The 22,379-nt window shown below is 35.4% G+C and carries 23 protein-coding genes; all 23 read right to left on the reverse strand.

The window, feature by feature from the left end:
* Window positions 1-42: 42 nt before the first annotated feature.
* The 23 genes from I2F89_RS11225 to I2F89_RS11325 all read right to left on the reverse strand — a co-directional run bounded on the left by I2F89_RS11225 (window position 43) and on the right by I2F89_RS11325 (window position 22,345).
* Window positions 43-1,083, reverse strand: coding sequence for a tyrosine-type recombinase/integrase (locus tag I2F89_RS11225; protein WP_229078115.1), 1,041 nt, complete (start codon window positions 1,081-1,083; stop codon window positions 43-45).
* Between the two features lie 6 nt (window positions 1,084-1,089).
* Window positions 1,090-1,284, reverse strand: a complete 195-nt coding sequence (locus I2F89_RS15530; protein WP_229078116.1) for a hypothetical protein — start codon at window positions 1,282-1,284, stop codon at window positions 1,090-1,092.
* A 165-nt stretch (window positions 1,285-1,449) separates the two neighbouring features.
* Window positions 1,450-1,671: a hypothetical protein gene (locus tag I2F89_RS15535; protein ID WP_229078117.1), complete on the reverse strand. Its 222-nt coding sequence runs from the start codon at window positions 1,669-1,671 to the stop codon at window positions 1,450-1,452.
* A 125-nt stretch (window positions 1,672-1,796) separates the two neighbouring features.
* Window positions 1,797-3,461, reverse strand: coding sequence for an AIPR family protein (locus tag I2F89_RS11230; RefSeq protein ID WP_195514340.1), 1,665 nt, complete (start codon window positions 3,459-3,461; stop codon window positions 1,797-1,799).
* 103 nt (window positions 3,462-3,564) lie between these two features.
* A complete protein-coding gene (locus tag I2F89_RS11235; RefSeq protein WP_195514341.1) occupies window positions 3,565-4,104 on the reverse strand; it encodes an EF0163 family protein in 540 nt (179 codons plus the stop codon).
* A 59-nt stretch (window positions 4,105-4,163) separates the two neighbouring features.
* Window positions 4,164-4,328: a hypothetical protein gene (locus I2F89_RS11240; RefSeq protein ID WP_195514342.1), complete on the reverse strand. Its 165-nt coding sequence runs from the start codon at window positions 4,326-4,328 to the stop codon at window positions 4,164-4,166.
* Window positions 4,329-4,340: 12 nt separating this feature from the next.
* Window positions 4,341-5,375 (reverse strand): phage tail tip lysozyme, encoded by a 1,035-nt coding sequence (locus I2F89_RS11245; protein ID WP_195514343.1) that lies wholly within the window; start codon window positions 5,373-5,375, stop codon window positions 4,341-4,343.
* Between the two features lie 37 nt (window positions 5,376-5,412).
* Window positions 5,413-7,434, reverse strand: a complete 2,022-nt coding sequence (locus tag I2F89_RS11250; RefSeq protein ID WP_195514344.1) for a hypothetical protein — start codon at window positions 7,432-7,434, stop codon at window positions 5,413-5,415.
* Window positions 7,435-7,445: 11 nt separating this feature from the next.
* Window positions 7,446-9,950 (reverse strand): ATP-binding protein, encoded by a 2,505-nt coding sequence (locus tag I2F89_RS11255; protein ID WP_195514345.1) that lies wholly within the window; start codon window positions 9,948-9,950, stop codon window positions 7,446-7,448.
* Between the two features lie 13 nt (window positions 9,951-9,963).
* On the reverse strand, window positions 9,964-10,299 hold the full coding sequence (locus I2F89_RS11260) for a TcpE family conjugal transfer membrane protein (protein ID WP_324250210.1): 336 nt from the start codon (window positions 10,297-10,299) through the stop codon (window positions 9,964-9,966).
* A gap of 63 nt (window positions 10,300-10,362) precedes the next feature.
* Window positions 10,363-10,587, reverse strand: a complete 225-nt coding sequence (locus tag I2F89_RS11265; RefSeq protein WP_195514346.1) for a hypothetical protein — start codon at window positions 10,585-10,587, stop codon at window positions 10,363-10,365.
* A gap of 3 nt (window positions 10,588-10,590) precedes the next feature.
* Window positions 10,591-11,574 carry a conjugal transfer protein gene (locus I2F89_RS11270; protein ID WP_195514347.1) on the reverse strand — a complete coding sequence of 328 codons (984 nt, stop codon included), beginning with the start codon at window positions 11,572-11,574 and terminating at the stop codon, window positions 10,591-10,593.
* A gap of 103 nt (window positions 11,575-11,677) precedes the next feature.
* Window positions 11,678-14,155, reverse strand: coding sequence for a SpaA isopeptide-forming pilin-related protein (locus I2F89_RS11275; RefSeq protein ID WP_416379329.1), 2,478 nt, complete (start codon window positions 14,153-14,155; stop codon window positions 11,678-11,680).
* A gap of 74 nt (window positions 14,156-14,229) precedes the next feature.
* Window positions 14,230-14,769, reverse strand: coding sequence for a hypothetical protein (locus I2F89_RS15785; protein ID WP_416379330.1), 540 nt, complete (start codon window positions 14,767-14,769; stop codon window positions 14,230-14,232).
* A 132-nt stretch (window positions 14,770-14,901) separates the two neighbouring features.
* On the reverse strand, window positions 14,902-15,588 hold the full coding sequence (locus tag I2F89_RS11280) for a hypothetical protein (protein WP_195514348.1): 687 nt from the start codon (window positions 15,586-15,588) through the stop codon (window positions 14,902-14,904).
* Between the two features lie 26 nt (window positions 15,589-15,614).
* Window positions 15,615-16,889 (reverse strand): hypothetical protein, encoded by a 1,275-nt coding sequence (locus tag I2F89_RS11285; protein WP_195514349.1) that lies wholly within the window; start codon window positions 16,887-16,889, stop codon window positions 15,615-15,617.
* Window positions 16,890-16,972: 83 nt separating this feature from the next.
* A complete protein-coding gene (locus I2F89_RS11290) occupies window positions 16,973-17,341 on the reverse strand; it encodes a hypothetical protein (protein ID WP_195514350.1) in 369 nt (122 codons plus the stop codon).
* An 11-nt stretch (window positions 17,342-17,352) separates the two neighbouring features.
* Window positions 17,353-17,901, reverse strand: coding sequence for a hypothetical protein (locus I2F89_RS11295; RefSeq protein ID WP_195514351.1), 549 nt, complete (start codon window positions 17,899-17,901; stop codon window positions 17,353-17,355).
* Between the two features lie 18 nt (window positions 17,902-17,919).
* Window positions 17,920-18,291, reverse strand: coding sequence for a hypothetical protein (locus tag I2F89_RS11300; RefSeq protein WP_195514352.1), 372 nt, complete (start codon window positions 18,289-18,291; stop codon window positions 17,920-17,922).
* 9 nt (window positions 18,292-18,300) lie between these two features.
* Window positions 18,301-18,918, reverse strand: a complete 618-nt coding sequence (locus I2F89_RS11305; RefSeq protein ID WP_195514353.1) for a hypothetical protein — start codon at window positions 18,916-18,918, stop codon at window positions 18,301-18,303.
* Between the two features lie 11 nt (window positions 18,919-18,929).
* A complete protein-coding gene (locus tag I2F89_RS11310; protein WP_195514354.1) occupies window positions 18,930-20,213 on the reverse strand; it encodes a replication initiation factor domain-containing protein in 1,284 nt (427 codons plus the stop codon).
* Window positions 20,214-20,706: 493 nt separating this feature from the next.
* Window positions 20,707-20,907, reverse strand: coding sequence for a hypothetical protein (locus tag I2F89_RS11320; protein WP_195514356.1), 201 nt, complete (start codon window positions 20,905-20,907; stop codon window positions 20,707-20,709).
* Window positions 20,908-20,920: 13 nt separating this feature from the next.
* A complete protein-coding gene (locus I2F89_RS11325; protein ID WP_195514378.1) occupies window positions 20,921-22,345 on the reverse strand; it encodes an FtsK/SpoIIIE domain-containing protein in 1,425 nt (474 codons plus the stop codon).
* Window positions 22,346-22,379: the final 34 nt, after the last annotated feature.

A 22,379-nucleotide genomic window follows, 5' to 3' on the forward strand; every position in this document is an offset into this window, starting at 1 on the left:
CTCTTATATACGCATACTAAACGTATTTAACAAACAAATCCACTAAAAAATCCAAGAATCGATTTCTTGGATGAGTTTTTCTTTAGTTGTATTGGAGACTTGGTTGTAAATTTCCAGTGTAGTTTTCATGTTGGCATGCCCTACACGTTCCATGATTGCCTTGATCGGCATACCTGCTTCGGCGAGTAGAGAGATATGGGTGTAGCGGAAGGTGTGGGAACTCAAATGTTTTTGGGAAGAAGGATCTTTGGTCTTCATGATAGCTTGAATGGATAGATTGCCTTGACCGTTTAAAAACTCATTTAACGAGTGATAGACAACTGGTGTGCCGTTTTGTGTTTGGAAAATAGTGTCTGTATTAACGAATTTTTTTGATGCTGGGATCGTTCGGATCGTTGAGTAGCCTTCTTTATTATAGTAGGTTTTCTGATACTCACCTTTTTGACGTCGCTTCATTTCTTTCTGGCGTGTTTGATTTACTAGGATTCGATTCTGAATAATTGCGATCGATCGCTGGTCTAAATCAACTTCTCTGACAGAAGAAAGAGTTTTAGGCGGATTCCGCACATACTCTTTCACCGTTCGACCAGCAGCTACTAGTCCTTCATCGATACGTAACTTACAATTCGTGAAATCTACCTTATCAACCGTCAATGCCCCTAATTCCCCTATTCTTAATCCATTACGGATTAGAAATTCTACTACATCTAAGTATAATTTGTTCATCTTATTGATTTCGTGATTCTGCTCATACTTCTCGTTGATTGCTTCTAATAATAGCTGGATCTCTTGTTTCTCTAAAAATTTTTTCTTTCGGTGTTGTAGTGATTTTCTTTTTCGATCCGCAGGAATTTTTAGTTCAATTTTCTTTAATTCAAATTGGATCAGATCATGTCGGTAGCCATAGACTAAAATCTGCTTTAACAAAGAACGAATTTTTTCCAACGTCGCTTGTTCCAGATAATCTTTCTCCCTTTTCGTCCGTATCAATAAAATATCCGCCCATAGCCCTTCAATCAACATCGGAGTGATTTGTTTTAAAGGAGTCTGTCCATCGATAAAAGGTATCAGATACCGCTGCAATATTTGCTACTGATAATCGGCAGTCGTTTGACGAACCGTCGGCTCCCATGCCTTCAACCAAAGTACAACCAGTTCGCCAAACGTTTCACAGTACTCACCATTAGAAAACACCGTATACTTCTGAAATTCTTTTTCAATCGCTTCATGCAAATAGCGCAACGCTTGTCGCTCACTCTTGAATCCCTTTGCTTTCCAATTCACACTTTTCTTTCTCGTTTTCTCTTTAACTGGATCGTAGTATACCTGAAATGTCCGCAAATAGTTTTTCTTGTCAATCGTTGTATAGGTACTTCGCAAATACTGTTTATAATCTGAAGCCTTCAGAACATCCTCCTTTCCAAATAAAAAAGCACATAAGCAAAGGAATCAAAACCCTCGCTCATGTGCCTTCCATTTTAAAAATTTTATAAATCCTTCTAAATTGATCCAAACTAAGCGCTGCGTGGGATTAATGACATACTGATAAAACTCTGGACTCTGCCGCATTTCTATCAACCATACGTTTAGCGTGCTTTTGGTTAAGCCTTCGAAGCGGTTGAGTATGCCTTGTTTGTTTAGCCAGATTTCCTTTCTAGAGAAGCCTCCCATGAAATTCCACCTTTCTAACTATTTTTAAAATAAACACTGAATAAAAAAACTACTTAATAAAAAATGCTCTAGCTTTTCTCGAACATTTTTATTAAGTAATTTATTCCTAAATTATTGGTGATAAATTAGCTTAGTTTTTCTATTATATAATCTTTAAATCCCTTTTGTATTAATTTTCTAGGGGCACTAATCTGTTCATCTTTTTTATAATCAGTTATTAATTTCTCTAATAGCATAATAGATTGATCTATCGTAGAATCCTCTACTATATTTAATAGATAGATTATATATAAATATTTTTGATGGTATCCTTCATATTTCAAATTACTATAGGCTTCTTCAATTTCATAATATTTATCAATCAACGTAATAATAGTTTCAAAATCTAATTTCTCAGCATTAAAGATTTCATTATAATATTTTTCAAATAGTGCTTTTTTCTGATTTGTTGCTCTATCAGGATATCCCATATTAGAATAAATTAATTGTGCTACTTTCTCCATAGATATACGCTGTTTGTAATTTTTTTTACTTTCTCCAAAATCACCTGACTTCCTCACATACAGTATGTCATTTGACTCCAAAAAAGCTCCTATTTGAATCTGCAAATTACTAATGGATTTTAAGTCAATAGAAGATATCGCATTTTGACTATTCGTGTATTCTGCTATATTATTAGTCAATTGTTTATCTGATTCCGTTTGGAATATTCTTACAAGTACCTCTGCATTAGCAATACTGTCTTCATCAAAATTCCGACGACTATATTCATAAATAGTTCTTAATGTTTGACCTCCATTAACTATTTGAAACCCATTTATAGTACATTCAAATTTTTTATTCCCATTTTTATATCCGGCTTCTATATTTTTAGCAGTCATTGTTAATCCATTGTTAAACATAAAAAAACTTTTAGGTTCGTTTTTAATAGTATCTATTATATTTTTATTAAACTTAGTATTTTCTCCCAAGTAACCACGAACATTATCAAATAGAAGACTCATTTCTAAATTTTGATTACTTAGTTTGGAGTAACTAACACCGGGGTCATTTCTTAACTCTTTATCAGTACAAGTTATTCTAATCAGATCAGCTAAAGGCAATTTAACTAGATAAGATTTTCGAGTAGATAATTCATCTACCTCATATGTCATGACAGAAGTACTATCTACTAAAAATTTTGCACTCATATCTTCAGGAAAATTTGAAATATAAGATACTATTTGATCTAATACTATTGTTTTAATTTGCATTCCATAACTCTCTTTAAACTGGTTAATTGTTGGATCTTCAACAGATAAAGGCACATTATCATTAGATACCATGTATAGTTCTATATCCCATGTATCATCAGAGTCTAAAACCTCAATTATTTTCATAATCTTCTTTTTTGTAATATTATCCAATCCATCAGTATTTTCTTCCTTAACATGAACTAAAAATTTTGTGACGTCTATCATATTAGACATAGACTGTCCTTTGTCATTATTAAATTTTTCTCTATATTTAAAATTAAATAGCTGAATAACACGCTCCTCTTCATCAATATTAACTGCATCTACACCTAAATCATTATTTCTATCTTTAAATACAATACTTCTAAATTCTGTATCAATAATCATGTCAATTAAATCATCGATTTCTTTAACTTTTGTAATACATTCTAATACCAATAAATAAAACCCTAGTCTTGGTTTAATTTTTTCTGGTTGCTCTTTTTCTAAATTTAAATATTCGTAATACTTTTTTGATCTCATTTTTACATTCTTAAAGTCATTTATAACAGCCATTTACAACAACCTTCCATTAACTTATTTTATTTATCTAACACATATTATTATAATATATATAAAAGATTAAAGTAATGATTTTTTGTTATTTTTATTTATTTTTTTAATACTCCTGCTTCAACGTATTATAAGTCATCTCCGCCACTTTTCCACCCTCTACTTTCGCCAACAACAAGATTCGGATCGGTGAACCATTCTGAATACAGTCTAATAAGACAGCGTACTCTTCTTTATCATTTTGATAAATAGCAGTTACTTTTCCTTCACTACCAAGACCATTACCAGTTTCAATATCGATACCGTTCATCTTGATACATTCCTCTGTCATCAAGTCTTTGAGATTTTCATTGCGGTGGTTAAGACTTTCGAAATTGGCGTAGGCTTCTCCATATTTTTGTAAGAGTTCTATATTGTCATTCTCTGTGTGTTTCTCTTCTGATTCTATCGTCTTAGTCGCTTCTTTTGATTCTGTCGTTCCACTGGTTTCTGCTTCTTCTGTTGATTGGATCGTGCTGAATCCTACAGCTTCCATCGATCTTACGCTGCTTGTTGTCGTAGGTGTTGTTGATTGACTTTCTTCTGGACTACAGCCAGTTAATAATACGATCCCTAGAAATAGCCCAAATAGATAATAGCGTTTCATTGATTGACCTGCTTTCTTTTATTTGATGGTACACGAATCATTTCTTTTGCATAAACGATTTATGAGAAGCGACCGGCTGAAAACTTGATCTTGTACTCTTTATTATTTAGTGATACGAGATAACCATCTTCAAACCGACGAACGGCAAATTCCTTTTTCTTACAACCAAATTTCTCACAAATTTGTTTCATTTGTCGTCGATTCAAGCCTGTTTGCAAAAACATGTAGTTCCCCCCTTATTTTTTTCTGATAATACTTGATACCCGAGTAAACTCTCTGCCCCATTGTCGCGAATATCTCGCACAAATTTGTCCTTGTCCGGCATTTTGTTCATACGTTGTAAATTTTCCATCGCCTTCAATACTTGCAATAATACCCGTATGTCCATATACGCCAGGAGAAAGTGCTTGTCCTGCATACCAATTGATGACATCTCCTGCTTTTAACTCCGAAGCTTTTGGATTGAAAATCACCTCCCAACCGTACGCTTTCCAGTCGTAATCACTGCCAATCGATTCTGCATACATAAAACCTGACCCCATCAATTGTGGACCGCCAAGCTTTTGTACATAGTAAGCTGTTAAGCCGTAACACTGACCACCTTTGATCATTTGACCCATCACGTCTTCCAAAATGTCAATTTTGCCACCACCAATATTGGCAGAACCATTTCCTAACGATCCCTCAAATAAGCGTTGATACCAATTGATCGCACTCGTCTTTCGTTTATTTTGTTCCAAAGGATCATCTTTTGTACCTGCACGTTCCCAGTACTTTAAAATATCAACGGCTAAGCCTTCCGTATCTGTACCGGTAGACATATTTTTTAAGAGCGTACTATCTGATCCATCATGGTACCAAGCAAAGTCCATTTGTATGGCGACTTCTTCCCATTTTCGTTTTTGTTCTTCTGCTCGATTCAATAAATTCACACGTCTACCTGAATCCCATTGTGCTAATCCTATTGCATATCCACCAATTGCTGGATTGTATGCCCAAATCGGATTAAAAGCGAGATCACTTTGGATTCTTGATGGAATCAAGCCACTTTCGTGTTCCATATTGCCAATCCATGCAGCCGCAAATTCTTTTGTTCCTCCTTGTTGCTGAACAAAATTGGCGACTTCCAACGCGACTTCTTCTTGTGGTGTCATTGGATCGAATGTCGAGGTATCACCGTTTTGACTGGAAGAAAAGACACCTAAAAATAAAAGAAAAGGTACTAAGAATACAAAACAGCTACCTATAACTAGATACGCCTTTTTTCTCATTTTTCGCCTCAATTCTAAAAAAAGAAGACTGATTTTTTCACCAGTCTTCTACCTCTTGTTGTGCTGATTGTTTTTCTTCATCGATCGAGAAAAATTGTTCTTCTGATTCTGTCCATCCGGTATGTTCCCATTGTTGATTAAGAGATACTTGATTCACTTGATTGACTGGATCATTTACAAGTAGTTCTGGATCATGTTTTTGATCGAAAAAGGCTTGCTCTTCTTTAGCAAATTGTAATTCATCAAAATTATCAACGGACACTTCTGTTGCAGCTTCTCCTATTTCTGCTACTTCCGTTACTAGTTCAGGTGCTTCAAAGTCTTGTTCAACTATATCTGATTCTGTTTCGATGGTTTGTTCCATTAGATCATCTCCAAGTTGTGATTCATCGAGAATCAATTCATCCGATTCAGTCAATGAATGATCAACTGTTGGATCTTCATCCTGTATTCCAGTTAGGACATCTTCCAATTCAAAATCATCGAACGCTTCTTCTTCCAACTCTTGGAAAGAAGCAGGACCATTTTCTAACTCACCTTCCAATGATTTACTCATTTCTTCCTCTAATTGAACATCATCGTACGTTGGTGCCTCTGTTTCTTCTGGATTCTCCGGTTGAAAGAATGATTCCATTCCTTGCTTCAATCCAGAAAAACGTGGATTTGGTTCGGTAAAATGTTCATTTCCTAAATTCATTGCTTTATCCTGACCAGACATGAGTGTTGAAGCACCTTGTAATGCCATTCCCATATTGCCTGTATAGCCACCAATACCAACTTGGGCTGCGGCAGTTGTTTTTTCGACTATATTTTCTGTTCCTTCTTTGACTTTCTCATTTACTTGCTTTTCAAAAGCCGGTTGCTGAATTTGTCCTTCAGAAAAGAAACTAATGATCCGGTAACGATTCTTCCAAAGATTCTTTAAAAAGATATATTTCACCAGAATCATTAAGACCATTGTTCCTAAAAGAACCATGCCATTTGATAAGACGTTTAAAAGACTTTCATTGATCTGTCCGATTATCCCTAAGAAGGCTTGATCGATTAGTCGATTGACCCAAAATAGGACAGCAATAAACACACCAAAAATGACTGGTAAAAATAAAATACCAATCAATGCTTTAAAGAATTTGAACATCAAGGTTTGACATCTTGGGAAAAAGGAAGCTAAGGCAAAAATTGGAAACACTAGTATCAGTAGGATCACAAGAATCTGAATGACCATCAGCATGATATTAATATAAATCACTGGAAAAGCTAGAATAAATAAATTGGCGATCCCTACCCAAATGGCAAAGCTTTTTTCCATCGTTTTTACACCATCTTGAGAAAAATAAGGATTCACTTTTTCAAGGGAACTAAGATACTCGTCTCTCTCTTTTATAAAATTCGTTCGATCTTCTTCCGATAGATTTGGTGATTCTAATAATTTCTTCTCATCTATCTTGTCCCCATTTGCCATCTTGCCATCCAATGAACCACTATTTACAAAATTAAATGTTTGTTGCACAGTCGCATCAAACATTGGACTTTGATAGACACCATTTCCTCCTTGATTTGAATCAGAAGAAGTATTCGCCCCTGCGATAAATTGTGATTGGATTACTTTTGTTACCTCGGTAACGGATTTGATAAGAAATGTAGAGGTATTGAAGTTCCCCTGTGCAGTCGGTACTTGTCCAAACCAACCAAAGAAAATGAATGCCACAAATAAATAATGTAGCAAGACCTTCATAAAATTTCGACGATTGGAGAAGAAGTTCGCTAAGAGGTAATAGGCACTAAAGATAACTGCTAAGCCCATTAAACTGCCTGCACCAAAGCCAGTACCGCCAAAATTATTGAGTATTCGTACCGACATATTAAAAACTTCGGTCTGTTTCGCAATGAAAAAATCCGATTGATTGACAATATTTTCGCAAAAGAGAAAGAAGGAAGCACACATTCTTAGAATAAAAAATGGAACGCCTACGAAGAACCAATTGACTACTTGCCAACCTTTGTCTAGTAAACCACCATCTACCATATAAGCATTGTAACTATCAATTAAATACTTCATGCCACTCTCCTTTACACCGCAAAACGATTTTCCATGACAGAAGCATCGGTATCATCCACTGTTTTGAATAATTCCAACCATTCTTCAAAAATCACATGGACCACGACTCGATTGATTTGCCCAAACATATCTTTCAATAAACATTGCCCTTGGACCATATTCGAGACCCACTTCATGTTTTGTTCATTATTTGGTAGATTCAAATAGTTGAGTATACCTTGACGATTTAGTTCTTCATCAAAACAGATGACCGAACCAAAACCAGTCCCATCGTCTTTATCATCCAGATCATTTACGGATTGTGTGATCAGTACTAAAAAGTTGTTGAACGATCGACCAATTCGTTTCATCGATTTCAAAATAGCTTTTCCTTCTGGAGACGACTGAAAAATCCAACTTTCATCAAAAAAAGTGACCGTTTCTTCTTTGGGATTGCGTGAACCAAATTTTGAACAAAAAGTACCTAGAGCAAACATTAACGTGACCGATAATCGTTTATTTTCATCCATCTGTTCATTCTTATCAGTCGGTAAATCTAAATCTTCAATTTCTAGAATCGTTACCTTTTTGTCAAAAGACAGTCCTGGCACTTCACCATGTGAAAAAGCCAATTCTAAAATGGAATTTCGAACTGTAGAAATCAAAAAACGACCCATATCCTGTACATCCGGTATGGGACTTTCTGCTAAACGCTCAATCACTTGCCAAAAACCTACTTTCTGTCCAGATTTCCGTTCTTTGACGACTGCTACGATCGTTTCATTGATTTCCGTCTTTTGTTTTAAGTTCCATGTGCCTTCATAAATGTTTGTCAGCATCGCTTTAGCAGTTGCAATAGCTTCTGTTTCATCAAATAAAACAATCGGATCGAGAACCCCACGATTCTTTTCTTCACGAACATCTAATGTCACAAAATTGAAGGTACGGATAAATTTAGTATCGAGTGAGTAATTTTTTTGATAGGTCGGATCATTAATCGTGCGCATAAACTGTCGTCGCATTTCTTTTTTCGGATCAATATACAACACTCGATCTTTGAGTGTAGCGCATTCCATAAATAATTTTTTCGCTGTGACTGATTTTCCACTTCCTGTATCACCGGTTAATGCCCAATGTAGATTATTGGTTTTCTTACCGATTACATCCTGTTTATTTGCTAAAAACATATTCATGTAAATCAAATTCTTGGAATTTAACAAAATAGCTTTGCGGTCTTCTTTCTCCTCTAGGGTTGTATCAACCCGACCAAAATAATAACCGAGTTTCGTTCCAGCTTTTAAGGAAGTAAAGAAGTTCAATTCTGCAAATGATTCGATTGTACTGGTATGTTGCCACTTCTTCTCTTTCATCCGCATAAAATTGCCAAATAAAGTAGATTGAAATAAATAAGGATTGTCGAACGTCGCTTTTAGTAGAGGAATGCCCAACCCATCAAAACGATTGATCAAATACTTCTTTCTTGCCTGCATTTGTTTTTTTGAACGACCGCAAACGATCAAAATAGCTCGCCAATCGATAATATCTATGCCATCATCAATTTTCTGATCCAAGTCATCTAAAGATAGCTGACCTTCTACAATTTTTCGCTTTTGCTTAGATCCTGCTAAGTGTGCCTCTTGCATAATATTTTTTGTACGTGTCCTTGCACGAGCTGAACGACCGGAAAGTGCTAATTGTCCTTTACTTTCTGCAAATGATACTTGAACCTTCACTTCTACTGGGAAAGGCATTTTTTGAACGATTTCGAGCAAATGATTACCATCTAAAAAGACACCGAGATCTCCAACTGGAAGATAAGAAACATGACTTTCTCCCTGCTCACAAGCAAACCGCAATCCTCCTAAAAATTGCGGTTGAATTTTTGTGGACATTAAATTGTCCAGCTTTTGACTAGCTAATATCTCTTCTTTATCATGAGGAATATTCTTTAAAAACTGATAGGCTTGATAATAATACAGCTCATCTTCTGTTAAACGTTCTACCAGTAATTCTGAAATATTTTGATACACTTCCTGCTCTTGTTCGTAGTAATCCTTTTCCCAGTTTTCTTCCACATCAATGGAAAATCCTAAACTTGTTATGACTGTTTCTGTCACATGGTTGATTGCTCTCGACACGTTTTCTTTTATATCAATGGCGATATCTTTTTTTATTAGGGGAACGCCGAGTATCCATACGTATTCATAGACCATTCCCATTTCCTCTTCCAGTACCATCGCTGTTTTTTTCAATTTCTCTACGCCAATAGCATAATTTTCTGGATCAATCAAGGTGCGCATTGCTCCCATCTTTCCGCGAATATCCGCATTCACTGGCAATAAGTTGATTTCGAAACCTTCACTTCCTTTTAATCGTTTCAACGCACGAGCCACTTTCTTCTTCGTTTTTTGTTTCTTTTCAAAATCTGTCAACATCACCGTTTCCGAACGAATGCGATAATAAGCGATCACTGCTTTCTCTTGCGTGAGCACCATATTTTTACTACGTTGTTCCAACAATGGGTATTCTAATTGCATGTCAAACTCCTTCCTATCGTTTAAATGAGAATTCTTCTAATTCCTTGATTCGCTCAAAAGCAATAATCGGACGCTTATCCAAGATATAGTCTTTGGTATAGCTAAAAAAATCTTTCAAAAAATGGTTCGCAGATTTACCGTCTGGTTCTGTTTCGGAGTACCAGCGAGCGATTTTATGAGGGAAATACAAAACAAGTAGTAAGTTTAGATCGATACCAAAAATAGTCGGTAGCGTAAATCTTGACCATAAAACCATTCCAATCATAAGCAATACGATCAACATCAACACATAAGACATATTTAACGGTTGGGCAAACACCCATACCACTTTTCCCTTCGGCGATTTGATGACTTGTAATGATTAAGGTGCTTTTAATCCTCTTGAATAATCATAATGCTTCATCTATCGACCTCACATACTGATTCCAAATAAGCCTAGAATCCACTTCAACAGATTAAACGTGTTTCTTCCTTGATTGTTCGCAAAGTCACTTAAAATCAAGGCAATCAAGATCACAGAGCCAATTTTTAACCATTCTGCCCCTTTCCAATGCTTCAAGATCAATATAATGACACCAAATGCTAAAATGGTTAGAAAACCATTCTTTAAAAAATTATCCAAATTACTGACGTTCATAAATTAATTCCCTTCCTTTTCCGTAAAATAATGTTTCAGTGTATTCACAAAATAAGAATTCTCTGTCCGTGTTAGCCACAGTGAAAAGTTTTCCGTATAGGCTGCATTTGTTAATAAATCGGCAAAAGTCACTGACACCTGCACACCTAAAACGTCTTGTTGTTGTGTATCAAAATAAGTGACTTCACTTGTATCGACAGCCACAAGTTCTAAGCCTTCAGGTGATTCAATTGCTTCTTTCATCAGTAACATTAATTCCTGCTTATCTGCGGAAGCATACTTTTCAAAAAACATTTTTAAGAATATTTCTACCTCTTCTTTTTCATTTCCACTTAATTCGATCGTTTCTTTCGTTTTCTCTAATTGATCGGTCTTGCCTTGTGGTAGACGACTAGTCAGAAAATAAGGACGACTAACAATAGCAAAGAGTTGATCCTTGGCTTGAATGGGTAACACCATTTCTTGCGTTCGTGTCTCTGTTTCTTCCGTGCTTTTCACTTCGTATACAACGTTTAAATAAACAAGTAAGCACTCTGTTTCTTCAACTGTTCTTGTCACTGTTGCTTGTTTGAAATGACGTGAAAACTCTAACTGTTCATTTCCTTTCTCATCGATCAATGCCACATCAAACGATAAATAATTTGCCAAACGATCAAGTCGTTCTTTTTGTTTCCCTTCCTCTGCCTTTCCATCCATATTAAGATATTCTTTTGCAAAACTTGTGGCGTAAAATGCCAAAGCTGCTGGATCGTAGCTTTCTTTTGTTTCAGTTGTCTTTTGATTATCCTGATTGATTTGTTCAACTTTACTCGCTAATTGATCAAAATTCATCGCAACGACATTGGAACGTATGACACCTACGATTGCAGCAAGACACAAAAGAAAAACGATAGCAAACACCACTCGATTCGCTTTCTTTTGAGACAAGTGTTTCACTTTAGGTCGTGGTTCTTTTTTCTCCTTTTTCCTGATCTTCTTTAAGTCCATGTTTCCTCCTTATTTTTATTTTTTTGCATAAAAAAGACCTAGTTATTATCCAAAGTTCAAGGACTCTAACTAGGTCGAAACCTTATTCATATTTATCCATCATTTATTTAGACTGACGTCTACTTAACCGTAACAGCCAATTGACTCCAACAAAAGAAAGTAAAATTATTCCTAATAACAAACCAACCATCGTTTGTTTGCTTCCTGTTTTAGGTAATTCTTCTTTTATCTCTTTTGTTTTCGCCTCTGTCTTCTCTCCTGGTTTTTCTGGAGTTTTAAAACTGATTGTTTGCTCTTTATTCGTTAAGTCATCTTCACGAGCTACTTCATTTTCCAGCGTTTCTTCATAATAGATCACATGAGTAGCAGTCAACTGATCACCGTCTTTCAACGTATTTGCCTTTAAATTCAAATGGGTTTCAAATTGATCCTCTTTACTTTTAGCAGTATAAGAAGAGATTGCTTCACTTACTACTTTTCCTGTTTTCGTCTGCTTGTATTGCGTAACCACTGTATACGTATGACCAAGTTCAATCGCTGCCCCTTTCATCCATACGGTATCTTTTAGCTGATTATCTAAAGTTGGATCTAGCTCTTTCTGTCCGTTGGTATCAGTAAATAAACTTGTCAGTTCTAATTTTTCCCTTTCGTTATAGGCTTCCAGTACAATCAATTCACCATCTTTTTCAACCGTGACTGAAAATTCGAGTGATTCTTCTAATGGTAAATAGCCATCCAATGGTACTGTTTCGATAAATTTATACGAACCGTAAGGCAAATTTTCTACTTGGATTTTCCCTTCTTGGTCCGTCAAAAACTCATCGATCAAGATTGCTGTTTCTTCATTTTCCTCGTCCTTTTCGATTTTGTATAATTCAAATGCCACATTTTCTAACGGTTGCTCATTTAGACGATCACGCTTGATCAATTCTACTGTTTGTCTAGCTAGTCGATTGGGTACTTCTAAGCGAATCAGAGCATTTACATCCTCTTCTGTCACGCTAAACACTAAGGGCTCTTCTAAGGGGACATACCCTTCAGGTGCTTTCATTTCATGAAGTTCATATCGGTCAACACCCCAAGGAAGACTTTCCGTTGTAACGATTTCTCCTTTTTCATTCGTTTCAAAAATTTCTGTCTGTTCTGTATCATTTGGGCGAACCATTGAAATGAACGCCCCTTCCCCTTCGTTTGCCCATGTATCAAAAATTTTGAACTGAGCGCCAGCATACGGAATATTTTGTCCAGTTTCTTCATCTACTTTGACAATATGCAAACGTGACTCAATGATTCGATCCTCCAACAAGAAGAAATGAGTGTAGCCCTCTTCCGTGATTGTGACGTCAAAAGGTTCAATTAATAAATAGCCATCAACACCCTGTGTTTCCGCTATTGTATAGGTATCATAAGGCAAATTCTCAAACTTAAAGTATCCATTCTCACTAGTCACTTGAACATATTCCTGTCCGGTTGTATGAGAAGTAGCAGTTAACTCCACACCCTCTAGCGGTGGTTTCACATCACTTGATTGGTTGGTCAATCGTTCGAGCATTTCCGTAAATGTTTTGGGGATCAACGGTCTCGATCCAAATTTATACCCTTCCACATGACCTTTAATGACACGATCAGTCACTGTTTTCTGGTGGACCGCTACTGTTTCATTTTGACCTGCATAAGTCAAATTAACTGTATACTTCGTTGGATCTAAATTGTAGCCTACAGGTGGCTCTACTTCTTGTAAATAGTAGGTACCAAGTTTTAGTCCTTTAATTTCTGCTTGTGCAATCCCATCTACATCTTTCATCGTCAAGCGACCGGCTAGAATTCCATCCGAACTTGTTAATTCATAAACAGCCCCAGTTAATTGTGCAGCTCCTTGTGGCTGATTCCCTGTTTCCTCATCTTCTTTGATCACAGTTAAATTTGCTAATTGTTCCTGATTGTCTAACGAAATCGTTGTGGTTTCGTTTGCCTTGATTGTCAGTGTTTGAGGATTAGAATTTAAAATATAGCCATCCGGCGCTTTGATTTCTTGGATCGTCACCTTAGTATCTACCAATAAATCATTCCAAGTCGCATAGCCATCCGAACCACTTGTCAGTTCTTTTGTCTGCCCATCCGATGTAGTAAAACGAAAAACGGCACCTGCAAGTGGTTGCTTCGTGGCTTGATCCACTTTGTGTACTCTTGCATTGCCGTTTTTTTGGACGTTGATCTGAAAATTTGTACGAACTGGATCATTCACTCTTCCTACCATAACATTCTGTGTATAGGGATTTTCATATACTACAATCGCACCTTTATAGCTACCATCAATATTGTATTGAAATTCAATTTTACTACTAGTAGGTGCCTCTTTAGTTGCAGTAATAGTTACTTGATTACCTTGTCTAGTAATCGATAAACCTTGTGGCGTTGAAATAGGAGTACTTTCATAGTTGTTAAATGCTCCTGTTGTATCAGTTAGCGTTTTACTCTCTCCAACTTTTAAAGTTACAGTTTGTCCTTGAAAGGAAGGATTAGTATAAAATTTGTCTACATTAGCCATAACTTCTGACTTAAACGCCTGATAATCCGCCATCGAAAGTACTCCAGACATATTAAGTGGCATTATTCCTTGTTGTTCCCAACTTAATAGCTGCGTCATAATCTCTTTTATAACGTATGACCGGAAACAATGATACCATAATACTTAATCAATGAAACCCTTTCCATCAATGCGGTATTTGGGAACACAGCTGTATATCCTCCATTTGAGCCAACATTTACAGCAACTCCTTGTTCGATACACATTGCAATTTCTCCATTGACGCGCTTGCCGTACCAACCGTATTCTCTATTTCCATTAGATAATTGAATATCAATATTCGCTACGTTGGTACTAGGATCTACATAGACAATACTATTTCCTGCTCGAATTTTGCTATCAAAATTAAGCATCTCGCTAATTAAAGTTTCACTATAATTTTCTGCGGTAGTTGTATAAAGTTTTCCATCTTGACCTTGAACTAACTTGTTTTTCTTTAAATAGTCATTTACTTTTTCTTGATCACTACTTGGTTTATTTTTTATTTGACTAGTTTGATCGACAGGTCCAATGGTTGTAGCAACAACTAATAAACCTTGACTTAAAAATGAGCTTAATAACATACCAATAATGAACCAGATTCTTAATTTGATTTGAAATTTTTTCATGTATGTTCTCCTTATATTTTTTACAAAAGAAAAAGCCTTCAATAATTGAAGGGCTTCGGCAGTATCTGCTTATTTTAATTCATCTCCTATTAGAAAAAACCAAGAGAAATCATTCCCTTGGTTTTATAATTATTAATCAATCTTTATACTTTTCATGTATTCAAGTTCTTTTTTTACCATATCATAAATGTAATAATCACTGATTAATATATATTCTAGCACTTCATAAATCTCACTTTTTTTCAAAACCATAAAAGCAATAATTATTAGATAGAATATTATAATAAATGAAGCAATTATATTCAGATATTGCATTTTTTGAATAGAATAAAGGATAATTGGTACACAAACTGCAAAAGTTAGATTTCTAAATGAAGGAAAGATTTTTTTTAAATAAATTTTCTCTTTATCTATGAGCAGATCAATGTCCGAAATTAATGAATTGATATCACTCCTATTCAATAATCTTTCCTTTTTCAAATCATATAAATATTTACAATATTTCTCATTTCTTCCAGAAGTAGCTAATTTTCTTTTTAGTTTAAATATCAATATTAAAACTAAGGTGCATATTACACCTACAGCAAGTACTACATAAAAATTTTCGGACATTTTGTAATCTTTTGTAAAAAAATACTTTAAAATGTAACTAACTAATATAGTATAAGAAATCATACAGCCTAAAATAACTATTAAACTAAAAAATATGAATGACGGCTTATAGATCCACATACTATTAAAACTACTCGCATGCCTATATATATCTTTGTAAAAAACTCTAGAGTCTATTCGTTGTACAATATCTAATTTTTTAGTCATTCATTAATACCTCTTATAAAATAAATTTAATATAACTCTAAAAAGTATTTTTCAGTACCATCCGACCAAAACTCTGTAATAATACGATATCCGTTTATATCTATTGCTGCTCTACCTGCGCTATTTGCAGCTTCATAAGTCGCATAGAACGTTCCACTTCCAGTGTAAGGATTCAATGCATACGGTGCTTGTGGCGGTTCAGGTACCGTGCTGTTTCCTGTATTCCCACCACTAGTATTTCCAGACCCGTTTCCTGGTGTACCACTACCCGCAGCGTTGTTGCCTCCTGTAGAGTTTGAGTTACTTGAACCACCACTCCCTGAATTAGCAGGGGGCGCCACTGGGACAAATGGTTGAATAGTTGGTGTTTCTACTGCTGGAACTTCTTCGATTGGAGCTGGTACAGGTTCAGTTGATTGAGTTTGGTTTTCAGCTGTTTCAGTTAGAGCAACTTCTTGTTCTTTTACGGTTTCTTGTTGACGTTGAGCTTCCTCTGCAGCTGCCTTCTCCTGTTCTGCTAAAGCTTCACGTTCCTTCACGTTCTCTTCAATCACTTTTAAAGAATTATTAAAAGACTCTTTCGCTTTCTCGTTTTTAATCAACTCGACTTCTTTTTTAAAAGCCTCGTATTTTTCACGATCCGCTAGATCAGTTGCTTTGCCATCTTTGTATAACTCTTCCATCATTTTATTTGTTTTATTGATTTGATTGACTTGTTCAGTCGCTAGATCAAGTCCTTCATTCAGTACGTCATCAAAACCTTGTTTTTCTTTTACCTCCTTTTGGTAATAAATATCTCTGACATCCTTCAATTGTTCCTCAGACAAGTCATCAATAATTATTACATCTTGATCACTTTCAGCATCAATTAGGTAAGGTTTTTGAAATAGTCCATTGACAGAATATTTCCCATTTAGTTTTCTTTGTACTGCTTGCAGTTGATTCTTAATTGATGAGACACTGTTAACATTTAACTGATATTTATTCTGATCACTTTTTCTTAAATCTAATAGTAATTGGTCCGTTTCCTTAGTTGTCTTTTCATAAGCTTCAAGCTGCTCAACTAATGAATTGATTTTCTCCTGATTCACTTCTTCTTTTAAAAACTGTTTGGAGTCATCTGTATAAATAGCGGATAATTCTACTTGGATCTGTTTCAACTTCTTCTCGTTTGACGATAGCTCACTTGCTGCCACTTCTACTTGTTTTTGATAGCTTGTTTCACTCAAAAAATAGAACCCAATACCACATAAGGTAATCAATGCCATACTAACAATACCAATTTGCACTTTTTTATTCATTACTTCCTCCCTTTGTTAACGTTTTCTAAAACTTACCATATTTATATTGTTATTTTCTTTACAATTGTTTTAAATCGATCTTGTTATCTTAAAAAATCGAATTTTTTTATGGCTTTTAACACATCTTTATAGGTGCCATTTGCACAATATACTTTTACATTTTTAGGGGTATCTCCAAAATAGTAGGAAGCTTTATAAAAACTGTACTGTTTTCGGATCACAACATCATGTGTATTTCGGACACAGATTACTTCTACAAATAAATAGGTGTGCCTTGTCAATTGTCTTTCGTAGCAAATATCTACGATTGGATGAAATGGAAGATCCTTTCGCTTTAGTCGTTTTTGTACAGCTTCATACACTTCGTATTCTCTTTTGATTGGTGTAGCAGTAAAGATATTAAATCCATAATCTCGTTTCAATATGACAGACAGTGATTCCGAAAAAGGCATCAATTCCCTCCTTACTTTTTCCTAAAAGAAGCAATCAATGGATCATTCAAAAATTCTTCCTTCATTTTTCTATAGCCAATCTGCTGTGACATCGTATTGATTGAAATACGTTCCTGTTCATAGCCACGCAAATACACGTCATTCGCTTCAAAGTATGCTGTAGCACGTTGACGTTCGTATTTTTTAACAAAAATAAGGTCTTGCGAATCAAACACAAGACCTGTCAATAATTTATCTAGTTTTAATCTTTCGATGTGTCCATTTACAAAGTTATCCAAGGAAAGTATATTCATTTCAGGTTGAAAGTACTGGATTCGATTGACACCAAAATTCGTTACCATTTCTTGTAAATAAGCATAATCTGGCTCTCTTCGGTTCCGATCATAAAAGGTATAAAATGAATTTTCTGCTCTTCTTAATTCTGCTTTAAGCAAAATTTTTACTTGTGGATCGTTTACATCAACGAATGATAATTCAATCAAAACATGTCGAATCATTTCTTCATACTGAAATAAAAATTTCCCTATTTTTATGGGTTCTCCTAATTTTATTAAGTTCATTTTTTCTCTCACTCACCATCAAAAGACTCTGTAAGGAATATTCTTTTTGTTTTTAAATTTTTTGAAAAATTCTTCTAAGAACTCTTTATATTCAGGATAAATCAGATCATAAAATAGTCTATAGCATTCATGCCTCACTCTTTCTTCCGTTGCATTTATTGGTAAGCCGTCAAAAATAAACGATCTTTTCTTTTGCCAAAGTAATGTCATACGTTCTCTAAAATCGATAAAATAGTCCATTTCAATTGCTTTATAATCGATATCTTTACGGAAAATACCACTTGCTTCAATCGTTAGAAAAAAACTTGATTTCAGTTCAGTCATTTTCTGTTTCAAATAATTTGATAGAATTGATTCAAACCTTGAAACTTTGATTTTATTTTCTACCATTGTCTCCTCCTATACTTCACTCACCAATTCATTATTTTTTATTTCCCATTCGAACCATTCCGAAAAATCTTGCTTAAACCCATCGACTCGATATTGATTTTGTAAATCTACCGCCTCCCCATCTTTAGGATCTAAATAAGTTGGCTTCTCTTTTGGACGAGCGTAAACACCAATCCATGTCTCGTAGTCTCCTTCAAAATATCCATCTATTAAAAAGCCTTTTTTAGCAAGTGTTTTCCGTACTTTTTCTTGCATATCTTGGGCATTATTGGGTAGAAAAAAACGATACTTTGAAGCAAACTCTTGGAATTTGGTGACTTGAACTGCAAATTCTTTTTTCTTTTCGAAGTATTCATTCCACAATGCCCATTCTTTATTCGTTAAGTTTCTTCTGTGAATCTCATATAGACTATCAATTCGGCGATAGGCAGTTTCTCTAAATTGAATTTCTCCTTCACACTCATTCACTTTAGAAGTCAACACTGGAATTGTTAGTTTCTTATTTTCATCTAGATCCTCAATTATTTTTTTGATTTTAATAATGTCATTGATCGTCTTAATTAACTTTTCCGTTTCTTTTACGATCATTTTAATCAAATGATTTTCTATAAATTCTCTACTGGTCATTGTTTTCCCTCCTACTGCACATATTCGTTTTCTAAATGAAATTCTTTTTTTATATAATCTCTTAGTCCAAGATTACTTTCACTTGTAAGCAGCAAATCCTTCGCACCGACACAGACTTGTTCAATCAATTCTTCATGCTTTTCTTTTAATTCTGCAAACTCTATCCGTTCCATCAACTCATTTGTGCCTAAGCGTGAATCAATCAGCTTGATCATTTTTAGGGAAGGCGCTAAATAGTTAGATAACCACCGTAATGTCTTTTCTATCGAAGGCTTTTCGCCTTGAACAGATAAACGTAAACCTTCTAGTTTATCAATCACGTTGTACCATTCTTTACAATAAACGCGCATTCCATCTTCGATTTCATATACAACCAGTGAAGCATTGATAATCTCTTTGACTAACCAATCTAAACTTTCGCCAGTCGATAAGAAGTATTCGACAAACAAAAAAGCCTTCTCATCAGAAAGCCGGATTTCATAACGGTTCTTAATTTCATGGATCTCTCTCGCTTTCTCAATTGATAGACCTTCTTTACGTGCTAATTCATAATCTTTTTGATAAAAGTTAAAGTAAAGTGGTGATTGACGACTTCCAAAATAAAGAGACAAGCCTTTATTCACTTTTTGTCCTTTCTCAAATGAATAGCCGCCACTAAAATCGAAATTTTTGAAGGTTGTGCCAATCAAACCAGCTTCCATCTTTTCTTTTAACTTGTATAAATCAAAATTCGGCTGCCCTTTAACAATCAATTCATCTAGTGCAATGTCAATTCGGGTGATTTTTGTGTCGACAACTAAGCCTTTGCCAAAAATATCATCATCGTATAAAGACCGAAAAAACTCTGTCCATGTCCGATCATGATCCTCTTCAAAAATTTCTTCCAGTTGCCGACAACCTTCACCAGATAAATCAAGCATAATTCCCATATTTATATTTTCTGGATTCCGAAACAGCCGAATCGATCCATACGAAAATGTTTCGGTATAGTGATAAAACCCTCGAGCCTCATGGGTGAACCAATCCATATCCATGTGGAGTAACTTACGAATAATCGTTTGGACATCCATCGTTTTAAAACGTACTCTTAAAAAATCGATTTTTGCCTCCACAGAGGCTTTACCACCATCAAGATGAAGAACTTCACTCACTTTTTCAGCCAATTCTTTGGAAATTGCACGTTTGCCGTTCTCAATTTTAGAAATCAAACTACGTTCGATCTGCAACTTATCAGCTAATTCATGCTGTTTCAGTCCTAATTCTTTACGGAATCGCTTTAACTCAATACCTCGCAACGATTACCAACTACTTTCAATAAATGTGACAACTTTCGCCCATTTATGTGACAAAAATCAAATCGCTGTACCTCTTGTGCCCCAAGGGATAAACGACACTTTTTATATCGGTATGTTAAATTCTACCCCCATGTTATAAAAGGGGGGTTCATTCGTTGAGGTGGGCATTCGCCCACCTCACGCCTTTTTATTTGATCAGGGATATAACAGTCGCTAGAAGTGTGAGCGGGTGTGGGTTCGCTGCGCTCACCCGCCCACACTTACTACAGCAACTATCCCTGAAATAAATAGGCGTATAGCTACCTTTGTTCCATTGCCTCTATTTTTTGTTTTAAATAGGAATTATCCGCAATAATCTCTTTGCTTAGTTCAAGCAATGACTTCAAGTCTTGCTTCATCTCGAGTAATTCCTTTTTATTCGCCTGAAACTTTTTGAATTCCTCCGAAACAAAAGCTAGTTTAATCGCTTCATCCAAGGGAACATGTTCTTTTCTTAATAAAATGAGTTGCTTAAAATCAAGTAGATCTGCTCTAGAGAAACTTTATAGCTATACGTATGATTTGCTGTATTTTTTGCGTATCTTCTTTGAAACTTTCTATCTGTCAACTTCTCTATTTTGATTGACCAAGTCTTTAATGTTTTCAGTGCGATCACTTCACCAAGCTCCTTATATATTTCTTCAAAGGAAAACATTGGTTCCTCCTTTCTACGCAACATACTTGTCGGTTAATTTATTTAATAAAGCATTCTTTAACTTCGCTTCGTCGTCCATTTCCGCTAATGCTTCTTTGTCTACATATTTAGCGATCGTTGTAGAAAGTTCTTCTTTGGTTTCAGCTTCAATTGGTTGAAATCCTAACTCATCATTTATCTTGATAAACTCATAGATAAAGTCAAACGTCATTGGTACTTGCGGAGAATAGAGTTCTTGGGCAGTACTTCCGCCTTGTGCTGCATATCCTCGACCATACACTTTTTGCCCAAGGATTTTCTCTACGAACTTAAACTTTTTATTTTTATTCTCATCCCCAAAAATCATCAATATACCTGCTTCAGATAATCTTCCAACAGACATGCGAAACATAAATTGATCACGTAAAGCTGTTTTGATAAACTCGCCATCTGGTCGCTGCATCGCAACAATAAAAAATATGCCACACTGTCGAGCTTTTAAAATCAGTTGAGTCAGATATTCGTCCACTTCACCATCCGACTTATAGTCCGTTCCGATCTCCGCTCGAAAAGCAGCAAATTCATCGATAATGACAAACTTTGGTTTTAAACCATAGTACGCATAATTCTTTCCCATCTTAAACTCTTCACTATGATTCATCATTTCAAAGCGAGCTTCCATTAATGCAACTGTATTTCTCAAGCAATTGATGATATCGATTTTACCTGTATGGACTTTTCCTGCAAACATTGGAATACGGTTTAGAGCCATCAGATCACTATTCTTAGGATCACAGATCTCTATATCCGCTACTCGACAAAGCGCATAAATCAAAGCTAAAAGTGTAAATGTTTTTCCGCCGCCGGTACCTCCGCCAAGTAATAAATGCGGATCTTTATCAAAATGCCAATATAAGTTTTTCATCAATTGGACTTTTCCTTTATCCGCTTGCATTTCTGTGATTGAAATCCGTTGTGAATAGACATCTGTCACTAACTCGTAATTAACAAATCCTTTCTCATCTACTTTAGCAATATTATCCGCATGAAAAGTTGTTTCTAAAAAGCCACCAATTATTTCAAATTTCTCCTGGAATTTATTTCCTGCAGTCTCAAACGAGACAAAAATGCTCCCTTTCTTCACTTTATAATAAACCTTTGGAAACTTGATCTTCTCTTTGGTTTTCCCATTAGACATCTTCACTTGTTTTTTCGTGTAATACCCATTATCAAGAATCATTCGAGCAAGAAGCTGTTGCTGCTCCACACGAGAGAAGTATCCTGAACGAACAATTGATAAGCGAATGAAAAAGAAATTAATGGCTATACCTGCTAAAGATATACCTAAGATGATCACTACAGGTAACACGTATACTTGCCAGTTATCCGCCTTTTGTTCAATCAAAGGGTAAATCCATCGATAACCGATGAAGTAGCTTAACACACCTAAATAAGGCATAAAAAATAGCACTTGATACAGCGCCAACAGATTT

Origin of the sequence: Enterococcus sp. 1001283B150225_161107_E12 (genome assembly GCF_015556925.1) — a bacterium.
GTDB classification, from domain to species: Bacteria; Bacillota; Bacilli; order Lactobacillales; family Enterococcaceae; genus Enterococcus_B; species Enterococcus_B mundtii.